Genomic DNA, 21,126 nt, shown 5'->3' on the forward strand with positions numbered 1-21,126 from the left:
GCCATCGGGGGGAACTACCGCGTCAACCTTAGACGGTAGCCAATGCCGCGTTGAAGCTGGCGCTCGGACGCATGGCGGCCGAGGTCTTCTCCGGATCGGGGAAGTAGTAGCCGCCGATATCGACCGCCTGGCCCTGCGCCGCGTTCAGTTCCTCGACGATCTTCGCTTCATTCGCTGCCAGCGCTTTGGCCAGCGGGGCGAAATAGGCTTGCAGTTCCGCGTCGTCCGTCTGCGCGGCCAAGGCTTGCGCCCAGAACAGCGACAGGTAGAAATGGCTGCCGCGGTTGTCCAGTTCGCCGGTGCGTGGCGACGGCGACTTGTTGTTGTCGAGCAGCTTGCCGGTCGCTTCGTCCAGCGTCTTGGCCAGGATCTTGGCCTTGGCGTTGCCGGTCTTGATGCCCAGGTCTTCCAGCGACACGGCCAATGCCAGGAACTCGCCCAGCGAATCCCAGCGCAGGTGGTTTTCTTCCACCAGCTGTTTCACGTGCTTCGGTGCCGAACCGCCGGCGCCCGTCTCGTACATGCCGCCGCCGGCCATCAGGGGCACGATGGACAGCATCTTGGCGCTGGTGCCCAGTTCCATGATGGGGAACAGGTCGGTCAGGTAGTCGCGCAGGATGTTGCCGGTCACCGAGATGGTGTCCAGGCCGCGCATGGCGCGCTCGAGCGTATAGCGCATGGCGCGCGTCTGCGACATGATCTCGATATCGAGGCCGGTGGTGTCGTGGTCCTTCAGGTAGGTCTGGACCTTCTTGATCAGCTCGTTCTCGTGCGGACGGTAGGAATCGAGCCAGAACACGGCCGGCATGCCCGAGTTGCGGGCGCGGGTGACGGCCAGCTTGACCCAGTCGCGGATCGGCGCGTCCTTGACCTGGCACATGCGCCAGATGTCGCCTTCTTCCACGTTCTGGGTCAGCAGCACTTCGCCCGTGGCCAGGTCGGTGATGTTGGCCACGCCGGCTTCGGGCACTTCGAAGGTCTTGTCGTGCGAACCGTATTCCTCGGCTTGCTGCGCCATCAGGCCCACGTTAGGCACGGTGCCCATGGTGCGCGGGTCGAAGTTGCCATGCCATTTGCAGAAATTGATCATTTCCTGGTAAATGCGGGCGAAGGTCGATTCCGGCATCACGGCCTTGACGTCCTTCGGACGGCCGTCGGCGCCCCACATCTTGCCGCCCAGGCGGATCATGGCCGGCATCGACGCGTCGACGATCACGTCGTTGGGCGAATGGAAGTTGGTGATGCCCTTGGCCGAATCGACCATGGCCAGTTCCGGACGGTTGGCGTGGCAGGCGTGCAGGTCGTTGAGCACTTCTTCCTTGAGCGAGGTGGGCAGCGTCTCGATCTTCTCGTACAGGTTGCTCATGCCGTTGTTGACGTTGACGCCCAATTGCTCGAACAGGGCCGCATGCTTGGCGAACGCTTCCTTGTAGAAGATGCGTACGCAGTGACCGAACACGATGGGGTGCGACACCTTCATCATGGTGGCCTTGACGTGCAGCGAGAACATCACGCCCGTCTTGCGCGCATCTTCCAGTTCCTTCTCGTAGAACTCCAGCAGCGCCTTCTTGCTCATGAACATGCTGTCGATCACTTCACCGGCCAGCAGCGAGACTTTCGGTTTGAGCACGATGGTCTTGCCCGAAGTGGTGATCAGTTCCATCTTGACGTCGCGGGCGTGGTCCAGCGTCATCGATTTTTCGCCGTGGTAGAAGTCGCCATGGTGCATGTGCGACACGTGGGTGCGCGACGCCTGGCTCCATTCGCCCATCGAGTGCGGATGCTTGCGGGCGTACTCTTTCACCGCTTTCGGTGCGCGGCGGTCTGAGTTGCCTTCACGCAGCACCGGATTGACGGCGCTGCCGATGCACTTGCCGTAGCGGGCCTTGAGCGCCTTGTCGGCGTCGGTCTTCGGGTCTTCCGGATAGTCGGGCAGGGCGTAGCCGCGGCTTTGCAGTTCGCGCACGCAAGCCGTCAACTGGCCGACCGAGGCGCTAATGTTGGGCAGTTTGATGATGTTGGTGTCGGCCAGCTGCGTCAGGCGCGCCAGTTCGGCCAGCGTGTTGGGCACTTTTTGCGCGTCGGTCAGGTATTCGGGGAATTCGGCAAGCACGCGGGCTGCCACGGAAATGTCGCTGGTGACGATGTCGACACCGGCGGGCGCCGTGAATTTCTTGATAATTGGCAACAGGGAATAGGTTGCCAGCAGGGGTGCTTCGTCCGTCAGCGTGTAGATGACTGTAGATTTCTGTGTTGCCATATTGATTCCCTCGTAGATGGTAGGTACCCGCCGCCTGATATTGTGTTTCAGGCACGGACTTTTCGGGCGTCGCGCGGGGCGGCGGTGGGGTTTCCACGGCCCAAATGCGTATTTTAGACCCCCGCCTCTAGTTCGCGTAAGTCTTGTGATCATGATGGCGCGCCGCCAGTGTGGGATTAAGCGGCCGCGGCGCCGCCGCGCCAGGGGAAAATGGCGCGCCGGATCGGTTACACTGGCCGCTGACTACATTTCCTGGGAGACAAGATGTTCAGCCATATCATGGTCGGCGCCAATGATGTTGAAAAGTCAAAACAATTTTACGATGCCACGCTGGGCGTGCTGGGCGTTCCGCCGGGCAAGTTCGATGACAAGGGCCGGGTGTTCTACGTGACCAAGACCGGCGTGTTCGGCATCGGCAAGCCGATCAACGGCGAGCCGGCCTGCCACGGCAACGGCGCCACCATCGGCTTCGCGGTGGAAGCCCCGGAGATGGCCGACCGCTGGCACGCGGCTGGCGTGGCCAATGGTGGTGTGGCCTGCGAGGACCCGCCGGGCGTGCGTGCGAACGCGCATGGCGCGCTGTACCTGGCTTACCTGCGCGACCCGTCCGGCAACAAGATCTGCGCGCTCAAGCGCATGGGCTGAGTGGCGGGTGACAGGGGCCCGCCGCTTGGTTACCGGAGCGTATGGCGGGGCAGCGCATGCATCAGCGGCAGCAGCAGTACATGGGCCGCCACGAATGCGCTACAGTGATACCTGCACCCTCCCTTTTTTTGCCAGCGCAATATAAGGCTTGAAACGAACATGAAATCTGCCACCTTTCCTTCCCTTAAGGTTGAGCCGGCGCTGCGGGAAGCCGCTGAGCAAAGTCTCGAAGAAGGCGAAACGCTGTCCGCATTTCTGGAGAAGTCGATACGCGACAGCATCGAGAAGCGGAGGCATCAGCGTGAATTCCTTGCTCGCGGGCTTGCTTCGCGTGACGAGGCGATGCGGACCGGAGCCTATCGTTCCGCGGATGCCGTGCTGACCCGCCTTGAGCAGATGCTCATGCAAGCCAAGAACAAATGAGCTTCACGGTCCGCTTTACCGAACAGGCGGAAGAGGACTTGGTGCGACTTTATGAGGACTATCACTGAATTTATGTCACGGTGGTGGGGCTGCGGCTTGAGCAATACGTGCAAAGGGAAGACATGGGTAAAGGCAGACTGGAAGCGTTCAGCGATGGCGTGATTGCCATCATCATCACCATCATGGTGCTGGAATTGAAGGTGCCGCACGGGGCCGACCTGGCGGCGCTGCTGCCGCTGCTGCCCGTGTTGCTCAGCTATGTGCTCAGTTTTATCTACGTGGGCATCTACTGGAACAACCACCACCACATGCTGCACGCCTCGTCCATGGTGGATGGCTGCGTGCTGTGGGCCAATCTGCACCTGCTGTTCTGGCTGTCGCTGATCCCGTTCGCCACCGGCTGGATGGGCGAAAACCATTTCGCGCCCGTGCCCGTCGCCTTCTACGGCGGCATGCTGTTCATGTCGGCCGTGGCCTACCGCATCCTGGAGCGGGCCCTGATTTCCCGCAATCCCCATAACCCCACGCTGGCGCTGGCCGTCGGCAGGGACCGCAAGGGCCTCATTTCCCCCATCCTGTACCTGCTGGCCATTCCGTTGTCTTTCCTGCATGTATGGGCCGCGTTCGCCATGTACGTGCTGGTGGCCGTCATGTGGTTCGTACCGGACCGCCGCATCGAAGCGCACCTGAAATCCTGAACCACCGGTCTAGCGTTGCCGCCGCCAGCGTGCGGCGGCGTCCGGCCGGCTGTACGCCCCTCATCCTTTCCCCTGGACCAATGCGCTGTTGCGCACAATCGGACAGGCAGAACGAAACTTGCGCAAATTAGTACCGAAACTGGGTGTGCAAGTATCAATTCGTGACATTCTTCAGTGCTATCGTGTCCCCATGCTGAAGTTCGGCATCAACGACAAAATCAACTGGAGATAAAGATGAAACGCATGATCAAGGGTCTGCTTTGCCTGGGCGTCCTGGGCGCCAGCGCGCCACTGTTTGCCGCCACCGAACTGGTCGTCGCCACCGTCAACAATGGCCACATGGTGGAGATGGAAAAGCTGACCAAATTCTTCGAACGCGACAATCCCGACATCAAGCTGAAATGGGTCACGCTGGAGGAAGGCGTGCTGCGCCAGCGCCTGACCACCGACATCGCCACCAATGGCGGCCATTTCGATGTGATGACCATCGGTATGTACGAAGCGCCGATCTGGGGCAAGAAGGACTGGCTGGTCGAACTCAAGCCCGATGCCGGCTACGACGTCGATGACATCCTGCCATCGATCCGCGCCGGCCTGTCGGTGGGCAACAAGCTGTACGCCGCACCGTTCTACGGCGAAAGCTCAATGATCATGTACCGCGCCGACCTGGTGAAGAAGGCGGGCATGACCCTCGGCGACCGGCCCAGCTGGGACCACATCCGCGAAGTGGCGGCCAAGATCAACGATCCGGCCAACGGCGTCTATGGCATCTGCCTGCGCGGCAAGCCGGGCTGGGGCGACAATATGGCGCTGCTGAGCACCATGGTCAATTCGTATGGCGGCCAGTGGTTCGACATGAAATGGCAGCCGCAACTGACCAGCGCGCCATGGAAGAACGCCGTCGGCATGTATGTCGACCTGCTGAAGAACTACGGTCCGCCGGGCTCGGCTTCCAACAGTTTCAACGAGATCCTGTCGCTGTTCAATGAAGGCAAGTGCGGTATCTGGATCGACGCCACCGTCGCCGCGTCCTTCGTTTCCGACCCCAAACAGAGCAAGGTTGCCGACAAGGTGGCCTTCGCCCAGTCGCCAACGGCCGTCACGGAACGGGGCGCCAACTGGCTGTGGGCCTGGTCGCTGGCCATCCCCAAGAGCTCGAAGAAACAGGTTGCGGCGCAGAAGTTCATCAACTGGGCGACCTCCAAGGACTACATCAAGCTGGTGGCGCGCGAGGCCGGTTGGGGCAATGTGCCCACGGGCACCCGCAAGTCGACCTATGCCAACCCCGAGTTCCAGAAGGCGGCCAAGTTCGCCAATGCGGAAGGTACTGCCATCAGCTCGGCGCGCCCGAACCAGAGCACCTTGCCGCCTTCGCCATACACGGGGGTGCAGTTCGTCGCCATTCCCGAATTCCCCGCCATCGGCGTGGCAGTGGGCCAGCAGATGACGGCCGCCTTGCTGGGCAAGGTCACGGTGGACGAGGCATTGAACCTGTCGCAGCAGGCGGCCGAGCGCGAAATGCGCAAGGGTAACTACTACAAGTAAGGCTGCGTGTCGCCGGCATCATCCTTCTGTCACGCGCTGTGACGACATGACGCGCGCCGGCTCCCGGTGCGCGTCAGCTTTACTTGAAGAGAACCCCATGAACCGTATCCTGTCCCGGGCATTGCTGGCGCCAGCCGTAGCATGTCTTAGCATTATTTCCGTGGTCCCCCTGCTGATCACGATCTTTTATTCGCTGGTGCGCTACAGCCTGCTGACGCACGGCGACTATGATTTCCATGGCCTCAGCAATTTCATCTACTTTTTCACCGACAACGCCTTCCTGCCGGCGTTGAAGAACACCTTCGTCCTGCTGTTTTCCGTGATGGCCGTCACCGTCGTGTTCGGCGCCGCGCTGGCGCTGCTCATCAACGACGCCTTCCCCGGCCGCGCGCTGGTGCGCGTGCTGTTGATCTCGCCCTTCCTCGTCATGCCCGCGGTCAATGCGCTGATGTGGAAGAACATGATGCTCAACCCGATCTACGGCCTGTTCGCCCAGGTCAGCAAGTTCTTCGGACTGACGCCGGTGGACTGGCTGGCCAGCTATCCGCTGCTGTCCATCATCATGATGGTGTCGTGGCAATGGCTGCCGTTCGCCTGCCTGATTTTCATGACCGCGCTGCAATCGATGGACAAGGAACAGCTGGAAGCGGCGCGCATGGACGGCGCCAACTATGGCCAGCAGTTGCGCTACCTCTACATTCCCCACCTGGGCCGCTCGATGGCCGTGGTCATCATGATCGAGATGATCTTCCTGTTGTCGATCTTTGCCGAAATCTTCACCACCACCGGTGGCGGCCCCGGCTTCGACACCACCACGATCACCTTCATGATCTATCAGCAGGCGCTGGTCTCCTATGACGTCGGCGCGGCTTCGGCCGGTGCCCTGTTCGCCGTGCTGCTGGCCAATATCGCCGCCTTCTTCCTGATGCGCGTCATCGGCAAGAACCTGGCGAAATAGAAAGGAAACGCCATGTACAAATTCGCCCCCCTTGCGCGCGCCACCGCCGCCTGGCTGATCGCCGGCCTGCTGTTCTTCCCCATCTTCTGGCTGGGCCTGATGGCCTTCAAGACGGAAGGCCAGGCCATCGCCACGCCGCCCTTGCTGTTCTTTGTGCCCACCCTGCAAAGCTTCCAGGAAGTGCTGGCGCGCGACAACTATTTCGCCTACGCCGGCAATTCGCTGGTGACCAGCGTGGTGTCGACGGCGCTGGGCCTGCTCATCGCCGTGCCGGCCGCCTATTCCATGGCGTTCCACCCCAGCCGGGGCACGGTGGGCACGCTCAAGTTCATGCTCAGCTCGCGCTTCATGCCCGGCGTGGGCGCGCTGATGCCGATCTACATCTGCTTTCAGTACATGGGGCTGCTCGATACCCGTACCGGCCTGGTGATCATGTTCATGCTGATGAACCTGCCCATCATGGTGTGGCTGCTCTACACCAGCATGAAGGAGCTGCCGCGCGAAATCCTGGAAGCGGCGCGCATGGACGGCGCCAACCTGGGCGCGGAGTTCCGCTACGTGGTGTTGCCGCTGTCGCTGGGCAGCATCGCCTCGACCGCCCTGGTGTGCCTGGTGTGGGCCTGGAACGAATCGTTCTGGTCGCTCAGCCTGGGCGCCTCCAACGCCGGCACGCTGGCCTGGCTGATCGCATCGTATTCCAGCCCCGAGGGCTTGTTCTGGTCCAAGCTGTCGGCCGCTTCGCTGATGGCGATCGCACCCATTATGGCGCTGGGCTGGTTCTGCCAGAAGCAGCTGGTGCAGGGCATGACCTTCGGCGCGGTCAAATAAACAATCATCAGGAGACAGACATGGCTTACCTCAATTTACGCGGCATCGAAAAATACTTCGGCGACCACCACGCCATCAAAGGCATCGACCTGGAAATCAAGCAGGGCGAGTTCATCGTCTTCGTCGGCCCGTCAGGCTGCGGCAAGTCGACCTTGCTGCGCCTGATCGCGGGGCTGGAGCCGATCGACCGCGGCACGCTGAGCCTGGACGGGCGCGACATCACGGCGCTGCCCTCGTCCAAGCGCGACCTGGCCATGGTGTTCCAGTCCTACGCGCTCTACCCTCACATGACGGTGTTCGAAAACATGTCGTTCGCGCTCAAGCTGGCCGGCGTGGACCAGGCCGTCATTTGCGAAAAAGTCGACAAGGCGGCCGGCATCCTCGACCTGGGGCGCTACCTCGACCGCACGCCGAAGGCCTTGTCCGGCGGCCAGCGGCAACGGGTGGCGATCGGCCGCGCCATCGTGCGCGATCCCAAGGTGTTCCTGTTCGACGAACCGCTGTCGAACCTGGACGCGGCCTTGCGGGTCCAGACCCGCATCGAGATCGCCAAGCTGCACCGCGACCTGGGCGCGACGTCGATCTACGTCACCCACGACCAGGTCGAGGCCATGACGCTGGCCGACCGGGTGGTGGTGCTGCGCGACGGACGCATCGAACAGGTCGGCACGCCGCTGGAACTGTACGACCGCCCGGCCAACCGTTTCGTGGCCCAGTTCATCGGCACCCCGAGCATGAACGTGGTGCCGACCTCGGGCCTGCCCGGCCTGGCGCGCTATCCGGGCGTGGTCCACGATGGCGACGGCTTCGTCGGCGTGCGTCCCGAGCACGTGATGCTGGCCGAGGGGCAGGAGCACAGCCTGCCGGCCAGGGTCGACCTGGTGGAAGCGCTGGGGGCCGAAACGCTGGTCTACGCCAGCCTGGAAAACGGCGTGCAGGTAGTGCTGCGCTGCGCCGACCGGGTGGCGCTGCGGCCAGGGGAAAACACGGCGCTGCGCTTCGACGAACGCTACCTGCATCACTTCGACGCGGCCGGCAAAAGCCGTCCGCAACTCGCCGCCGGAGGCGCGCAATGAAAAGCCCCGTCAAGCCGATATTTCCGCTGCGCAAGCAGTACCTGGACAGCCTGGCCGCACGGGTGCGGGTGCCGGACTACGCGCGCGGCGCGCGGTCCAACTGGATCGTGCACATCGGGGTCGGCGGTTTCTTCCGCTCGCACCTGGCCGCCTACCTGGACGACTTGCTGTCGGCCCAGGGCGGCGCCGACTGGATGCTGGTCGGCGTCACGCTGTTGCCGCATGACGTCGCCATCGGCGCGGATCTGCGGGCCCAGGACTGCCTCTACACACTGGTCGAGCGCAGTGCCGAGGGCGCCCAGGCGCGCGTGATCGGTTCGCTCGCCGCCGTGCTGCACGGCCCCGACGATCCCGAGGCCGTGCTGGCCAAGCTGACCGACCCGGCCTGCAAGATCGTGTCGCTCACCATCACCGAGGGCGGCTATTACCTGGACCAGGGCAGCGGCCAGTTCGACGCCGACCATCCCGACATCGTCGCGGCGCTGGCGCAGCCGCAGCATCCGCGCTGCTCGTTCGCCTACCTGGCCACGGCGCTGGAGCGGCGCCGGCTGGCCGGCCTGGCACCGTTCACCATCATGTCCTGCGATAACCTGCAGGGCAACGGCGACCTTACGCGCCGCATGCTGCTGGCTTACATCGGCCTGTACAACGCCGAGCTGGCCGCCTGGCTGGCGCGCGAAGGCGCCTTCCCCAACAGCATGGTCGACCGCATCACGCCGGCCACCACCGACGTCCACCGGGCCTGGGTGCGCGAGCGCTACGGCATCGACGATGCCCGGCCGGTGATGACCGAGCCGTTCCGCCAGTGGGTGTTGGAGGACAAGTTCCCGCTGGGCCGGCCAGCTTGGGAGCAGGCCGGGGCGAGCCTGAGCACGGAGGTGCACCGGCACGAGACGCTCAAGCTGCGCGTGCTGAACGCCAGCCACCAGGTGCTGTGCTACCTGGGCATGCTGCTGGGCTATACCTATGCCCACGAGGCGATCCAGGACCCGCAGGTGCGCCTGCTGGTGACGGCCACCATGGAACGCGAAGTGCTGCCCCTGCTGCCGGCGATAGATGGCGTGGACCCCCGCGCCTACCTGGCCAGCGTGCTGGTGCGCCTGGCCAATCCGTCCATCCGCGACCAGCTCGAACGCATCGGCACCGACGGTTCGGCGCGCATGCCCAAGTTCGTGCTGCCGTCGGTCCAGGCCCAGCTGGAAAGCGGCGGTTCCATCGAGTTGCTCAGCTTTGCCGTGGCGTGCTGGTTCCGTTTCCTGGCCGGCCACGACGAACAGGGCGGCACGCTGCCCTTGACCGATCCGCTGGCGGCGACCTTGCGCGAGCACGCATTGCGCGGCGGGCCCGAGGCCGGCGCCCTGCTGTCGCTGGAACGCCTGTTCGGTCCGCTGTCGCACACGCCCGCGTTCGCCGATGCCGTGGGCCGCGCGCTGCGGCGCCTGTATGGCCAGGGCGTGGCAGCGGCCTTGCACGCGACGCTGGCCGCACCGGCGGGCACGGCAGTCACTGGTCTATGATAGCTGGCAGGCCCGGCCGCAGTGCGACCGGGTGTACGACAACGCGATCACGAGAGGACATCATGGCAACACATCGTCCAAGCCTGCCGGGCCTGAAGGAGATGCGCACCGGCCGCCGCGCCCCCGAGATGGAGCAGCTGAACTTCAGCGGGCTGGTGCACTATCTGGAGCACGGCCTGCCGAGCGACCTGATGCGTTGGCATTGCCATGAAGCGTACGAATTGCACCTGATCGTCGAGACCAGCGGCAAGCTGTTCGTGGGCGACTACATCGGCGAGTTTTCGCCCGGCCACCTGGTGCTGACGGGGCCGCGCCTGCCCCACAACTGGGTGTCCTGCGACTATCCGCCCGAAGGCGTGGCGCTGCGCGACATGCTGGTGCAGTTCGGCCACGCGCCGATCGAGGCGGCCGCCGCCGTGATCCCCGAGCTGCGTGAAGTGATGCCGATGCTGGAGCGTTCCATGTTCGGCATCGAATTTTTCGGCATGGGCGAGGAAGCGCAGGCGGCCTTGTCGCGTATCCGTGCCAGCACGGGGGCGGCGCGGCTGGCCGAGTTCATCCGGTTTCTGGGCGTGCTGGCGCACGTCACCGATTACCGGCTGCTGTCGAGCGTCAAGATGCAGTCGTTCGACGACGACGCGACGCTGGCCCAGATCAACCTGGTGCTCGGCCATATCACCGAGCACTATCGCGAAGTGATCTCCGCCGAGCAGATGGCCAGCATGCTGGGCATGTCGCTCAGCAAATTCTCGCGCTTCTTCCGCAGCGCCACGGGCAACAGCTTTTCCGACTTCGTCAACCAGGTCCGTATCAACAAGGCTTGCCAGCTGTTGATGAACACGGACCAGTATGTGACCAATGTCTGTTACGAAGTCGGCTTCAACAACGTCGCCAATTTCAACCGGCGCTTCCTGCAATTGAAAGGCATCACGCCGCGGGAATTCCGCCGCAAGGCCGAGGGCCGCTTCGGCGGCGGCGGCTAGCCCCATTACCAAACCACGAGGATTCAATGATAGCCACATTAGGAGAGGCCCTGGTCGATTTCATCGAGCAGGCCGATGGCCGCTTTCAGCCCTTTCTGGGCGGTTGCATATTTAACTTTTCACTGGGCCTGGCCCGCCAGGGTGTCCCGGTCAGCTACCTGAACCCCTTGTCGCAGGACCAGTTCGGCGCACGCTTTGCCCGGCGCCTGGAGCAGGATGGCGTGTTGCTGGGGGCCGCCGCGCGCAGCGCGCTGCCGACGTCGCTGGCCCTGATCAGTCTCGATGCGGGCGGCGTGCCCACGTACGCGTTTCACCGGGCCGAGGTGGCCGACCGCGACATCGACGCGGCGCAGCTGGTGGCCAGCCTGCCGCCGCGGCTGACGCTGCTCCACACGGGCGGCCTGGCGCTGGTTCCGGCCGACCTGCAAAAGATGCTGACCGTGCTGCGCGCGGCCAGTGGCGGCGCCAGCCTGGTATCGGTCGACGCCAACCTGCGGCCCATGGCGGTGTCCGACGTCGATGCCTATGTGGCGGGCGTGCGCAGTGCGATCGCCTGCGCCCATATCCTCAAGGTCAGCGACGAGGACCTGGACATCCTCGGCTGGGGTGCGCTGGCACCGCCCGAACAGGCCGCCGCGCTGTTCGCCATGGCGCCCATGCTCGAGCTGATCGCCCTCACGCGCGGTCCCCATGGCGCCAGCCTGTACACCCGTGGCGCCAGCGCCAGCGCGCCGGTGCCGGCATTGACCGTGGTCGACACGGTCGGCGCCGGCGACTGCTTCCATGCCGGCCTGCTGGCCTATCTGTTGCGGGCCGGGCGTCTGGCCGCGCCCGAACTGCTGGGTGACATGGATGCCGAAGTCCTGCGCGAGGCGCTGGACCACGCCGTTGCCTCGGCCAGCCTGAACGTCATGCGTGCCGGCTGCGATCCGGCCAGCTGGGAGGAAGTGCTGGCCTTCCGGCGCGCTGGCCGCTGATGGCTGGAACGCGATGCCGCCGATACGAAATCGCGCCCTGCGACGTACCCAGCGCCTGATTCCCTGCAAATTCGTATCGGTAGTAGGTGGCGCAGTACCAATGTCTATCGGAATGCAATGCTACATTGACGTCATGCCGCAAACGACGGCATGGCGGCCTGAGCCAGGTGGGCTTAACGCCTTCAACCTTCAACTCCACACGTAGCGCGTGCGCGCGTCTCTGTCCGGCTGCGGCCGGTTCCTGATGGCCTTCACTGTGCCAGGGGAGGGGTTCGTCCTGAATTTTTGCGCGTCGCCCCAACGGCGCCGGATTCGCTGCAACGGGGTGGTGGCCAACACCGGAACGACTTTATAAATTTAAAAGAGGAGATGACATGAACAAGACGATGTTGAAGCTGTTGCCGGCCGCGCTGGCGCTGATGTGCGGCGCCGCCAGCGCCGATGCCGGCCACGACGAGGAAGGTTTCCACGGCTACTTCCGGGTGGGCGCCGGTTCCAGTTCGGGCGGCGGTCCGCAGAGCTGCTACGGCCTGGGCGGCAATACGATGAAATATCGCCTCGGCAATGAGTGCGACGCCTACTTTGAAGGCGGCTACACCAAGGAACTGTTCAAGGACAGCGACGGCGTCAGCTTCGTCGGCACCCTGTGGGCCAACGAGTACAGCCCGGGCTCCGACTTCGCCAACGCCAAGCTGGGCATCGTCAAGGCCTATGTCGAGGCGAAGGGCCTGGACTTCCTGCAAGGCGGTGTGGCCTGGATGGGCAAGCGCTTCTACTACCGTCCCGACATCCACATGCTGGACCTGCAGTACATCAACCTGAACGGCACGGGCGCCGGCGTCGATGCCGCCAAGGTCGGTCCGGGCAAGCTCAGCTACGCACTGTTCAAGGACAACGACGCCAACAGCGTCGACCCGCTGACCGGCGCGCTGATCAAGAACACGGCGGCGGTGCGGCAGAACCTGGTGTACGAGGGCCTGCCGGTCAACGCGGGCGGCGCGCTGGACGTGGCCGTTTCGCTGATCAGCGCCACGGGCCAGGGCAAGCACAGCGGCTGGCAAGCGACCGTGCTGCACCGCCAGCAAGTGACGGGCGGCAGCAGCACCTTCGGCGTGCAGTACGGCGTGGGCCCCGGCACGGGCATCGGCGTGGGCAACGACAGGATGGGCGCCGCCGGCAGCACGGCGCTCGGTTCGGACGTGACGCGCACGCGCGTGTTCGACGACCTGTTCATCCAGCCGACCGAGAATTTTGGCATGGAGATGGTGGCCCTGGTGCAGCGCGACAAGTCCGACCTGGCCGGCAGCTCCACCTGGACCACGGTCGGTGCGCGGCCGGAATACGCGTTCTCGCGCCACTTCAAGATGCAGTTCGAGCTGGCCGCCAGCCGGGTCACCTTCTCCGACGGGACGCCGGCCCAACGCCTGACCAAGGTCACGCTGGCGCCCACCATTTCCGCCGGCAAGGACTTCTGGGCCCGCCCGGAACTGCGCCTGTTCGTCACCTATGGCAAGTGGAATGACGGCGCCACGGCGGCCCTTAACGCCAACAACAACGGCGGTCCTGTATTCGGCAGCAACACCAGCGGCACCTCGGCAGGCTTCCAGGTCGAGTCCTGGTTCTAGCCTGGGCCCGCGCGGCGGCGGGTAGGCCGGAGCGGCCCGCCGCCTGTTTTTTTAACTTTGACAAGGAACACATCACATGAAAACGAATCAACCCCACGCCGACATCCGTCTGCAGGACAGGCATGCCCTGCTGACCGGTGCTGCCGGCGGCATCGGCCTGGCCGTCGCGGCGGCCTATCTTGACGCGGGCGCCCGCTGCACCGTGGCCGACGTCGGCGCCTTTCCTTCGTCGGGCTTGCAGCAGCTGATGGACAGCCATCCGGACACGCTGCGCTACGTGCAGACCGATATCACGCGGCTCGACGCCATCGACAGCCTGCTGGAGCGCGCCATGAGCCAGTTTGGCCCGGTGGACGTGCTGTTCAACAATGCGGCCGTGTTCGACATGGCGCCGCTGCTGGAGTCGGATGAGGCGATGTACGACAAGCTGTTCGACGTCAACGTCAAAGGCATGTTCTTCGTGATGCAGAAGGTGCTGGCGCAGATGGTCAAGCTGGGCCGCACCGGCGCCGTGGTCAACATGGCCTCGCAGGCCGGACGCCGCGGCGAGGCCCTGGTCTCGCACTATTGCGCCACCAAGGCTGCCGTCATCAGCTACACCCAGTCGGCCGCGCTGGCGATGGCGCCGCACGGCATCCGCGTCAATGCGATCGCCCCTGGCGTGATCGACACGCCGATGTGGGCCAACGTGGACGCCTTGTTCGCCCGCTACGAGGGCTTGGAGCTGGGCCAGAAGAAGGTCGCCGTCGGCAAGGCCGTACCGCTGGGACGCATGGGCGTGCCGGAGGAGATCGGCGGCGCGGCGATCTTCCTGGCCAGCGACGAGGCACGCTACATCACCGCCCAGACGCTCAATGTCGATGGCGGCAATTACATGAATTAAGCTGGATGCAGCCCGCCGGCGAACAAGGTGGGACCGGCGTCCGGCACACGGTGCCGAACCGCCTGCCTCAGGTGGCCTGTGCGTCCGCCAGTTCCCGCTGGCGCGCCTTGCTCAGCGAACGCAAGGCCTTGTCGTAGGACCAGGCCACCAGCTCGGCCAGGTAATCGGCCGGGAAGCGGCGCACATCGACCACCGTGACCCAGTGAAAGCGGCCCATGTAGCGGGCCGGCTTCACGCCCGGCATGCCCGTCAGTTCCAGGAAGCGGTCGGGCGCGACGCGGAAGCTGAAGCGCCATTGCTCCGGTTCGCTCGTCTTGAAGTAGGCGAACGTCTTGTCCCCCACCTTGTAGACCAGGATGTTGCTGGGCGGTCCGTGCAGGGTGGCGGCGGCGCCAGGATACTGCTGGCAGTGGGCCTTGAGTTGTTGGGTGTTCATGCTTGGGCGCTCAATGTGATAAACCGTATAAACCGTATGGTGCGCGCACTCGGCGCAGGTCGCGCTGCGACCTCCCATAGTGCAGGGCTGGCGCAGGAAAAGTAATTGTCTGATTGTAAATGAATGCCGATAGTTGCGCTGCCGCCATGCTTGCGTGCAGTGCAACATTGCTTTCTGATGACGGCCCCATGTCTCCCTGCTATCATCTGGCGCTTCCATGCTGCGCTATCCGCGTCAGCATCCCTAGGCGTCCTTTGAAAGATGAAAACATGTCCCGTCCTCAGATGCTTGTACTGGTGGCCAGCCTTGGCCTGGCTATGACCCAGTTTGCCCACGCCGCGCCGGCCGCACCGGCCGCCGCCACCGCCGCCGCGCTGGCCGGCAATCCCTTCCTCAAGCCCAGCACGCTGCCGTTCGAATACCCGGCCTTCGACAAGATCAAGGACGAGCATTTCGCCCCCGCCTTCGCCGAGGGCATGCGCGTGCAGCTGCAGGAAATCGACGCCATCGCCAACAATCCCAAGCCGGCCACCTTCGACAACACCATCGTGGCCATGGAGCGTTCGGGCCAGTTGCTGACCCGCGTGCAGACCACGTTCCAGAACCTGCAGGGCGCCAACACCAACGATGCGCTCGACGCCATCGACCGCGATATGTCGCCCAAGCTGGCCGCCCATGGTGACGCCATCTTCCTGAATGCCAAGCTGTTCGCCCGCGTCAACACCCTGTACGCCCAGCGCGACAAGCTGCACCTGGACGGGGAAGCGAAGCACCTGCTGGAACGCTACCACACCGATTTCGTGCGTGCCGGCGCCCAGCTGTCGCCCGCCGACAAGGAAAAACTAAAAGCCATCAACGCCGACATCGCCACCCTGCAGACGGCCTTCACCCAGAACGTGCTGAAGGAAGCCAACGCCTCGGCGCTGGTGGTCGATACCCGCGCCGAGCTGGCCGGCATGACGGACGCGGCCATCGACACGGCCGCCGCCGCCGCCAAGGCCAAGGGCATGGACGGCAAGTTCCTGATCGCCATCACCAACACTTCCGGCCAGGCGCCGCTGGCCGTGCTGAGCAACCGCGCCGTGCGCGAACGCCTGATGGCCGCCTCGCTGGCCCGCGGCAGCCACGGCGGCGAGTTCGACAGCCGCGACATCGTGCTCAAGATCGCCAAGGCCCGCGCCGACAAGGCCACCTTGCTGGGCTATGCCAACTTCGCCGCCTACGCGCTGGAAGACCAGACGGCCAAGACCACCACCGCCGTCAACACGCTGCTGGGCGAGCTGGCCAAGCCGGCCGTCAACAATGCGCGCAAGGAAGCGGCCGACCTGCAGACGCTGGCCAACGCGGAAGGCGCCAGCTTCCAGGTGGACGCGGCCGACTGGGCCTACTACACGGACAAGCTGCGGGCGCAGCGCTTCTCGTTCGACGAGAACCAGCTCAAGCCTTACTTCGAACTCAACAACGTGATGACCAAGGGCGTGTTCTACGCGGCCGGCAAGCTGTACGGCCTGTCGTTCAAGGAGCGCAAGGACCTGCCCGTGTACAACCCGGACGTGCGCGTGTTCGACGTGTTCGACGCCAACGGCAAGCAGCTGGCCATCTTCATCGCCGACATGTACGCCCGCAGCAACAAGCAGGGCGGCGCCTGGATGAACGCTTATGTGTCGCAATCGAAGCTGCTGGGCGCCCACCCTGTGGTGGCCAACCACCTCAACATCCCCAAGCCGGCCGCCGGCGAACCTACGCTGCTGACCTATGATGAAGTCAAGACGGCCTTCCACGAGTTCGGCCATGCGCTGCACGGCATGTTCTCGAACGTGAAGTACCCCCGTTTCTCGGGCACCAACGTGCCGAGCGACTTCGTCGAATATCCGTCGCAAGTCAACGAAATGTGGGCCGTGTGGCCGGAAGTGCTGGCCAACTACGCCACCCACTACAAGACGGGCGCGGCCATGCCCAAGGAATTGCTGGACAAGGTGATCGCCTCCAAGAAGTTCAACCAGGGCTTCATGACGACGGAATACCTGGCGGCAGCCCTGCTGGACCAGCGCTGGCACCAGCTGACCCCGGCCCAGATCCCCACCGACGTGCTGGGCTTTGAGGCCGCGGCGCTGAAGGACATGGGCGTGGACTTCGCGCCCGTGCCGCCGCGCTACCGCACCACCTACTTCTCGCACAGCTTCTCGGGCGGCTATTCGGCCGGCTACTACGCCTACCTGTGGAGCGAGAAGCTCGACGCGGACTCGGTGCTGTGGTTCAAGGAAAACGGCGGCCTGCTGCGCAAGAACGGCGACTGGTTCCGCAAGACCTTGCTGTCGCGCGGCGGCACCGACGATGCGCTGCAGCTGTTCCGCGACTTCCGCGGCCGCGACGCCATCATCGCCCCGCTGCTTGATCGCCGCGGCCTGAACGCGCAGTAAAGCCGGCGGGCGTTACAATGAAGGGCCAGCCGCGCCACGGGCGCAGCTGGCCCTTTTTCCATGTGCCGGCGCAAGCGCGCCCCAGGAAAGGCCGCCCGCAACCCCGAATATGAGTAAGATAGCACCATGAACAAACCCAGCCTGGACGGTGTCACCCTGGAAGCAATTGTTACGCGCCTGCAAGCCCATTACGGCTGGGAACAGCTGGCCTTGCGGATTGACATCAACTGCTTCATCAGCGACCCTAGCATCAAGTCGAGCCTGAAATTCTTGCGCAAGACCCCGTGGGCCAGGAAGCGGGTGGAAGACCTGTACCTGGCAACCACTTTTACCAATTGACCGGGAACCGAATATGGACAGCAATCTGAAAGCATCGCTCACTTCCCTGCACCACCGCCTGGCCGCCGCCGGCCCCGTGGATGAGGAATTGCTGGAACTGCTGCGGCAGCTCGACGGCGACATCAAGGCCCTGATGGAGCGGGCGCCGGCCCAGCGCGCCGCCGATGCCGGCACCACCACGTACGGCCTGGCCGAGCGCACCCAGGAACTGTCGGCCAAGTTCGCCGCCAAGCATCCGCAACTGGAGCCGGCCTTGCGCGAACTGGGCAACATCCTGTCCAGCATGGGTATCTGACGGGGCGCACCAACAAGAAAAGCCGGCCTGCGCGCACGCGTCAGGCCGGCCAGGCAGGCTACAAATGAGGACCCGGGACCGGTAGTCCCGGGCAGCCAGCGTTACGGAAACGCCAGCATCGGCGGTTCAATACCGCCAAAGCTGATTTCGGGATGGCGCTTGGCGATCATGTCTTCGATTTCATCCACGCGCCGCACGGGCACGTCCACGATCAACAGCACCTGCCCTTGTTCGATACGGCTCGCGAACTGCTTGAGCCGGGTGTTCGGCACGGCGGCCGCGTTCATGCCGGAGGCCCAGCCCCCGAACAGTGCCCCGCCCAGCGCCACCAGCAGGATGGCGGCCGTGCGTACGGTGTAGCCGTCCAGCGGGAACAGGGTCAGGAACACGCCCGCGCCCAGGCCGACGATGCCGCCGATGATGATGCCCAGCTGGGCGCCATGCACCACGTCCGTTTTTTGCAGCACGCTCACGTCCGGCATATCGGGCGGCAGCGCGCCGTCACGGGCCATGAAGCGCATGTGGCCGATCTCTATACGCGCCAGCAACAGTTCGTCGAGCATGACGCGGGCGCGGGGGATATCGGGCAGCATGAAATAGAGGCGGCGTCGCATAATGGTCTCCCGGTTGGTTGGTGGGGATAAATTGCCACGTTTCAGTTATAGCAAAGATGCCCGGTAAAGCAATGGGTGTCTGACATGACTTTCCTTGTCGCCATTACCGCGTCGCCATGGTTGCCAGCTCAGCCACAAGTGTTTGAATAATAAAAGAATTTTTGAAATGAATTGCCCAAAAAACGGGCAGTGCATGCGCGGGATCATGGCATTTCCGGTACAATGTCGTCCGATATGAGCTCCCCTACCCATTTATTTGCGACCGTCCCCAAGCGGTCTGCGCGTGCTGCGGCCGCGCCTTTCCTTCCCATGTCCCGCGCCGAAATGGATGCGCTGGGCTGGGATGCGTGCGACGTCATCCTGGTGACGGGCGACGCCTACATCGACCACCCCAGCTTCGGCATGGCCCTGGTGGGCCGCCTGCTGGAAGCGCAGGGCTACCGGGTCGGCATCATCAGCCAGCCGGACTGGCTGTCGGCCGACGCCTTCCGCGTGCTGGGCCAGCCGCGCCTGTACTTCGGCATCACGGCCGGCAACATGGACTCCATGGTCAACCGCTACACGGCCGACCGCAAGATCCGCTCCGACGACGCCTACACGGCCAACGCCGAACCGAACAAGCGGCCCGACCGCGCCGTCACCGTGTACGCCCAGCGCGCGCGCGAAGCGTTCCCCGGCACGCCGATCGTGATCGGCTCGATCGAAGCGTCGCTGCGCCGCATCGCCCACTTCGACTACTGGTCGGACAAGGTGCGCCGCTCCGTGCTGGCCGACTCCAAGGCCGACCTGTTGATCTTCGGCAACGCCGAGCGGGCCCTGGTCGACCTGACCCACCGCCTGGCCGCCGGCGAAGACATCAAGGCCATCCGCGACCTGCGCGGCACGGCCTTCATGGTGCCGCCGGGCTGGCTGCCGGGCCCGGACTGGGGCGTGAACAATTCCACCCGGGTCGACGTGCCGGGCAAGGTCGATCCCCATCCCGACCCCTACGCCATGGCCAAGGAAGACAAGACGGCCTGCGCCACCGACAATGCCGCCACGGCGCCGGAAGTGGTCAAGCCGATCCGCATCATGAGCCGCGAGGAGCGGCTGGCCATGGCCAAGGAAAAGCACGACAAGACCGTGGTGCGGCTGCCGTCCTACGAGACGGTCAGCACCGACCCGGTGATGTATGCCCACGCCTCGCGCGTGTTCCACCTGGAATCGAATCCCGGTAACGCACGGGCCATGGTGCAGGCGCACGGCGAACGCGACGTGTGGCTCAACCCGCCCCCGCTGCCGCTGCAGATGGACGAGATGGACGGCGTGTACGACATGAACTACGCGCGCGCCCCCCACCCCAGCTACGGCAAGGCCCACATCCCGGCCTGGGAGATGATCCGTTTTTCCGTCAACATCATGCGCGGCTGCTTCGGCGGCTGCACCTTCTGCTCGATCACGGAGCACGAGGGCCGCATCATCCAGAGCCGTTCCGAGCCGTCCATCCTGCGCGAGATCGAGCACATCCGCGACAAGACCAAGGGCTTCACGGGCACCATCTCCGACCTGGGCGGGCCGACCGCCAATATGTACCGCCTGGCCTGCAAGAGCAAGGAGATCGAGACCACCTGCCGCCGCCTGTCCTGCGTCTACCCGTCCATCTGCGTCAACCTGGGCACCGACCACAGCAAGCTGATCTCGCTGTACCGCAAGGCGCGCGCCATTCCCGGCATCAAAAAGATCCTGATCAGCTCCGGCCTGCGCTACGACCTGGCCGTGCGCTCGCCCGAGTACGTCAAGGAACTGGTGACCCACCACGTGGGCGGCCTGCTCAAGATTGCGCCCGAGCACACGGAACAGAACACGCTGTCGAAGATGATGAAGCCGGGCATCGGCGCCTACGACGAGTTCAAGGAAATGTTCGACCGCTTCTCGCTCGAGGCTGGCAAGAAGCAGTACCTGATCCCCTACTTCATCGCGGCCCACCCCGGCACGACGGACGAGGACATGCTGAACCTGGCCCTGTGGCTGAAGAAGAACAACTTCCGGCTGGACCAGGTGCAGACCTTCATGCCCACCCCGATGGCCATGGCCACCACCATGTACCACACGCGCAAGAACCCGCTGCACAAGGTGACGGCCGATTCGGAAGTGGTGGAGACGGCCCGCAGCGGCAAGATCCGCCGCACCCACAAGGCTTTCCTGCGCTACCAGGACCCGGACAACTGGCCCATCCTGCGCGAAGCGCTGATCGGCATGGGGCGCGCCGACCTGATCGGCAATGGCGACAAGCACCTGATCCCGGCCTGGTCGCCGGGCGAGGCCGGCGGCAAGGCACTGGCGGCCGAAGCGCGCCGCGCGCCCCCGGTGGCGGCGCCGGCGCCGGCCCGCGGTCCGCGCGCCAATGCGCTGACCGGTTCGCTGACGGCGCGCGCCGCCATCGAGACCAAGGCCCGGCCATCCATCCTCGACACCATCAAGGTCAAGAAGCCGGCCGCTGCCGCGCCGGCCAAGGGCGGCAAGCCGGCCCGTGCCGCCGCTGCCCCGGCCCGCGGCCGCAAGTAGCGGCCAGCGCATCCGCTCTGTCGCATCCGCGCCAGGCCGGCGTCCACCTGTCACCACGGC

At 64.6% G+C, this 21,126-nt stretch carries 19 protein-coding genes; 16 read left to right on the forward strand and 3 right to left on the reverse strand.

The features are described from left to right. Window positions 1–28: 28 nt before the first annotated feature. The gene (locus AC3WOS_RS18330; protein WP_492717456.1) at window positions 29–2,260 is read right to left on the reverse strand and encodes an NADP-dependent isocitrate dehydrogenase; all 2,232 of its coding nucleotides are present in this window, start codon (window positions 2,258–2,260) and stop codon (window positions 29–31) included. A 264-nt stretch (window positions 2,261–2,524) separates the two neighbouring features. On the opposite strand from AC3WOS_RS18330, the gene AC3WOS_RS18335 reads away from it, so the two are divergent. The 12 genes from AC3WOS_RS18335 (at window position 2,525) to AC3WOS_RS18390 (ending at window position 14,418) form a co-directional block, all read left to right on the forward strand. Then, window positions 2,525–2,905 carry a VOC family protein gene (locus AC3WOS_RS18335; protein WP_492717457.1) on the forward strand — a complete coding sequence of 127 codons (381 nt, stop codon included), beginning with the start codon at window positions 2,525–2,527 and terminating at the stop codon, window positions 2,903–2,905. A 159-nt stretch (window positions 2,906–3,064) separates the two neighbouring features. Further along, window positions 3,065–3,328 carry a YlcI/YnfO family protein gene (locus AC3WOS_RS18340; RefSeq protein ID WP_492717458.1) on the forward strand — a complete coding sequence of 88 codons (264 nt, stop codon included), beginning with the start codon at window positions 3,065–3,067 and terminating at the stop codon, window positions 3,326–3,328. A gap of 122 nt (window positions 3,329–3,450) precedes the next feature. Further along, entirely contained in the window at window positions 3,451–4,026 is a 576-nt protein-coding gene (locus AC3WOS_RS18345; protein WP_492717459.1) for a TMEM175 family protein, read from the forward strand. Window positions 4,027–4,260: 234 nt separating this feature from the next. Further along, entirely contained in the window at window positions 4,261–5,571 is a 1,311-nt protein-coding gene (locus AC3WOS_RS18350) for an ABC transporter substrate-binding protein (RefSeq protein WP_492717460.1), read from the forward strand. A 97-nt stretch (window positions 5,572–5,668) separates the two neighbouring features. Continuing rightward, window positions 5,669–6,529, forward strand: a complete 861-nt coding sequence (locus tag AC3WOS_RS18355; RefSeq protein WP_492717461.1) for a carbohydrate ABC transporter permease — start codon at window positions 5,669–5,671, stop codon at window positions 6,527–6,529. A gap of 12 nt (window positions 6,530–6,541) precedes the next feature. Continuing rightward, complete coding sequence (locus AC3WOS_RS18360) at window positions 6,542–7,357, forward strand: carbohydrate ABC transporter permease (protein WP_492717462.1); 816 nt, start codon at window positions 6,542–6,544, stop codon at window positions 7,355–7,357. Between the two features lie 20 nt (window positions 7,358–7,377). Next, complete coding sequence (locus AC3WOS_RS18365) at window positions 7,378–8,433, forward strand: ABC transporter ATP-binding protein (RefSeq protein WP_492717463.1); 1,056 nt, start codon at window positions 7,378–7,380, stop codon at window positions 8,431–8,433. Continuing rightward, window positions 8,430–9,950 (forward strand): mannitol dehydrogenase family protein, encoded by a 1,521-nt coding sequence (locus AC3WOS_RS18370; RefSeq protein WP_492717464.1) that lies wholly within the window; start codon window positions 8,430–8,432, stop codon window positions 9,948–9,950. Before AC3WOS_RS18365 ends, AC3WOS_RS18370 begins: the two co-directional genes overlap by 4 nt. Before the next feature lie 62 nt (window positions 9,951–10,012). Beyond that, window positions 10,013–10,933, forward strand: coding sequence for an AraC family transcriptional regulator (locus AC3WOS_RS18375; protein WP_492717465.1), 921 nt, complete (start codon window positions 10,013–10,015; stop codon window positions 10,931–10,933). 26 nt (window positions 10,934–10,959) lie between these two features. Next, complete coding sequence (locus tag AC3WOS_RS18380; RefSeq protein WP_492717466.1) at window positions 10,960–11,910, forward strand: PfkB family carbohydrate kinase; 951 nt, start codon at window positions 10,960–10,962, stop codon at window positions 11,908–11,910. Window positions 11,911–12,284: 374 nt separating this feature from the next. Beyond that, a complete protein-coding gene (locus AC3WOS_RS18385; protein ID WP_492717467.1) occupies window positions 12,285–13,535 on the forward strand; it encodes a maltoporin in 1,251 nt (416 codons plus the stop codon). A 103-nt stretch (window positions 13,536–13,638) separates the two neighbouring features. Further along, on the forward strand, window positions 13,639–14,418 hold the full coding sequence (locus AC3WOS_RS18390; RefSeq protein ID WP_492717477.1) for an L-iditol 2-dehydrogenase: 780 nt from the start codon (window positions 13,639–13,641) through the stop codon (window positions 14,416–14,418). Between the two features lie 67 nt (window positions 14,419–14,485). On the opposite strand, the gene AC3WOS_RS18395 is transcribed toward AC3WOS_RS18390, so the two are convergent. After that, entirely contained in the window at window positions 14,486–14,854 is a 369-nt protein-coding gene (locus tag AC3WOS_RS18395) for an MmcQ/YjbR family DNA-binding protein (protein ID WP_492717468.1), read from the reverse strand. A 269-nt stretch (window positions 14,855–15,123) separates the two neighbouring features. Here AC3WOS_RS18395 and AC3WOS_RS18400 point away from each other — a divergent pair, with 269 nt between their 5' ends. From AC3WOS_RS18400 to AC3WOS_RS18410, 3 genes are all read left to right on the forward strand, one after another. Beyond that, window positions 15,124–17,274, forward strand: coding sequence for a M3 family metallopeptidase (locus tag AC3WOS_RS18400; protein ID WP_492717469.1), 2,151 nt, complete (start codon window positions 15,124–15,126; stop codon window positions 17,272–17,274). Window positions 17,275–17,400: 126 nt separating this feature from the next. Continuing rightward, complete coding sequence (locus tag AC3WOS_RS18405; RefSeq protein ID WP_492717470.1) at window positions 17,401–17,613, forward strand: VF530 family protein; 213 nt, start codon at window positions 17,401–17,403, stop codon at window positions 17,611–17,613. Window positions 17,614–17,626: 13 nt separating this feature from the next. Next, the gene (locus tag AC3WOS_RS18410; protein ID WP_492717471.1) at window positions 17,627–17,908 is read left to right on the forward strand and encodes a DUF4404 family protein; all 282 of its coding nucleotides are present in this window, start codon (window positions 17,627–17,629) and stop codon (window positions 17,906–17,908) included. A 101-nt stretch (window positions 17,909–18,009) separates the two neighbouring features. On the opposite strand, the gene AC3WOS_RS18415 is transcribed toward AC3WOS_RS18410, so the two are convergent. Beyond that, window positions 18,010–18,522 (reverse strand): DUF1269 domain-containing protein, encoded by a 513-nt coding sequence (locus AC3WOS_RS18415; RefSeq protein ID WP_492717472.1) that lies wholly within the window; start codon window positions 18,520–18,522, stop codon window positions 18,010–18,012. Between the two features lie 309 nt (window positions 18,523–18,831). Between AC3WOS_RS18415 and AC3WOS_RS18420 the strand changes: the two genes are divergently transcribed. Continuing rightward, window positions 18,832–21,066 (forward strand): YgiQ family radical SAM protein, encoded by a 2,235-nt coding sequence (locus AC3WOS_RS18420; RefSeq protein ID WP_492717473.1) that lies wholly within the window; start codon window positions 18,832–18,834, stop codon window positions 21,064–21,066. The last annotated feature ends 60 nt before the right edge of the window (window positions 21,067–21,126 follow it).

The organism is Rugamonas sp. FW305-51 (assembly GCF_058786935.1).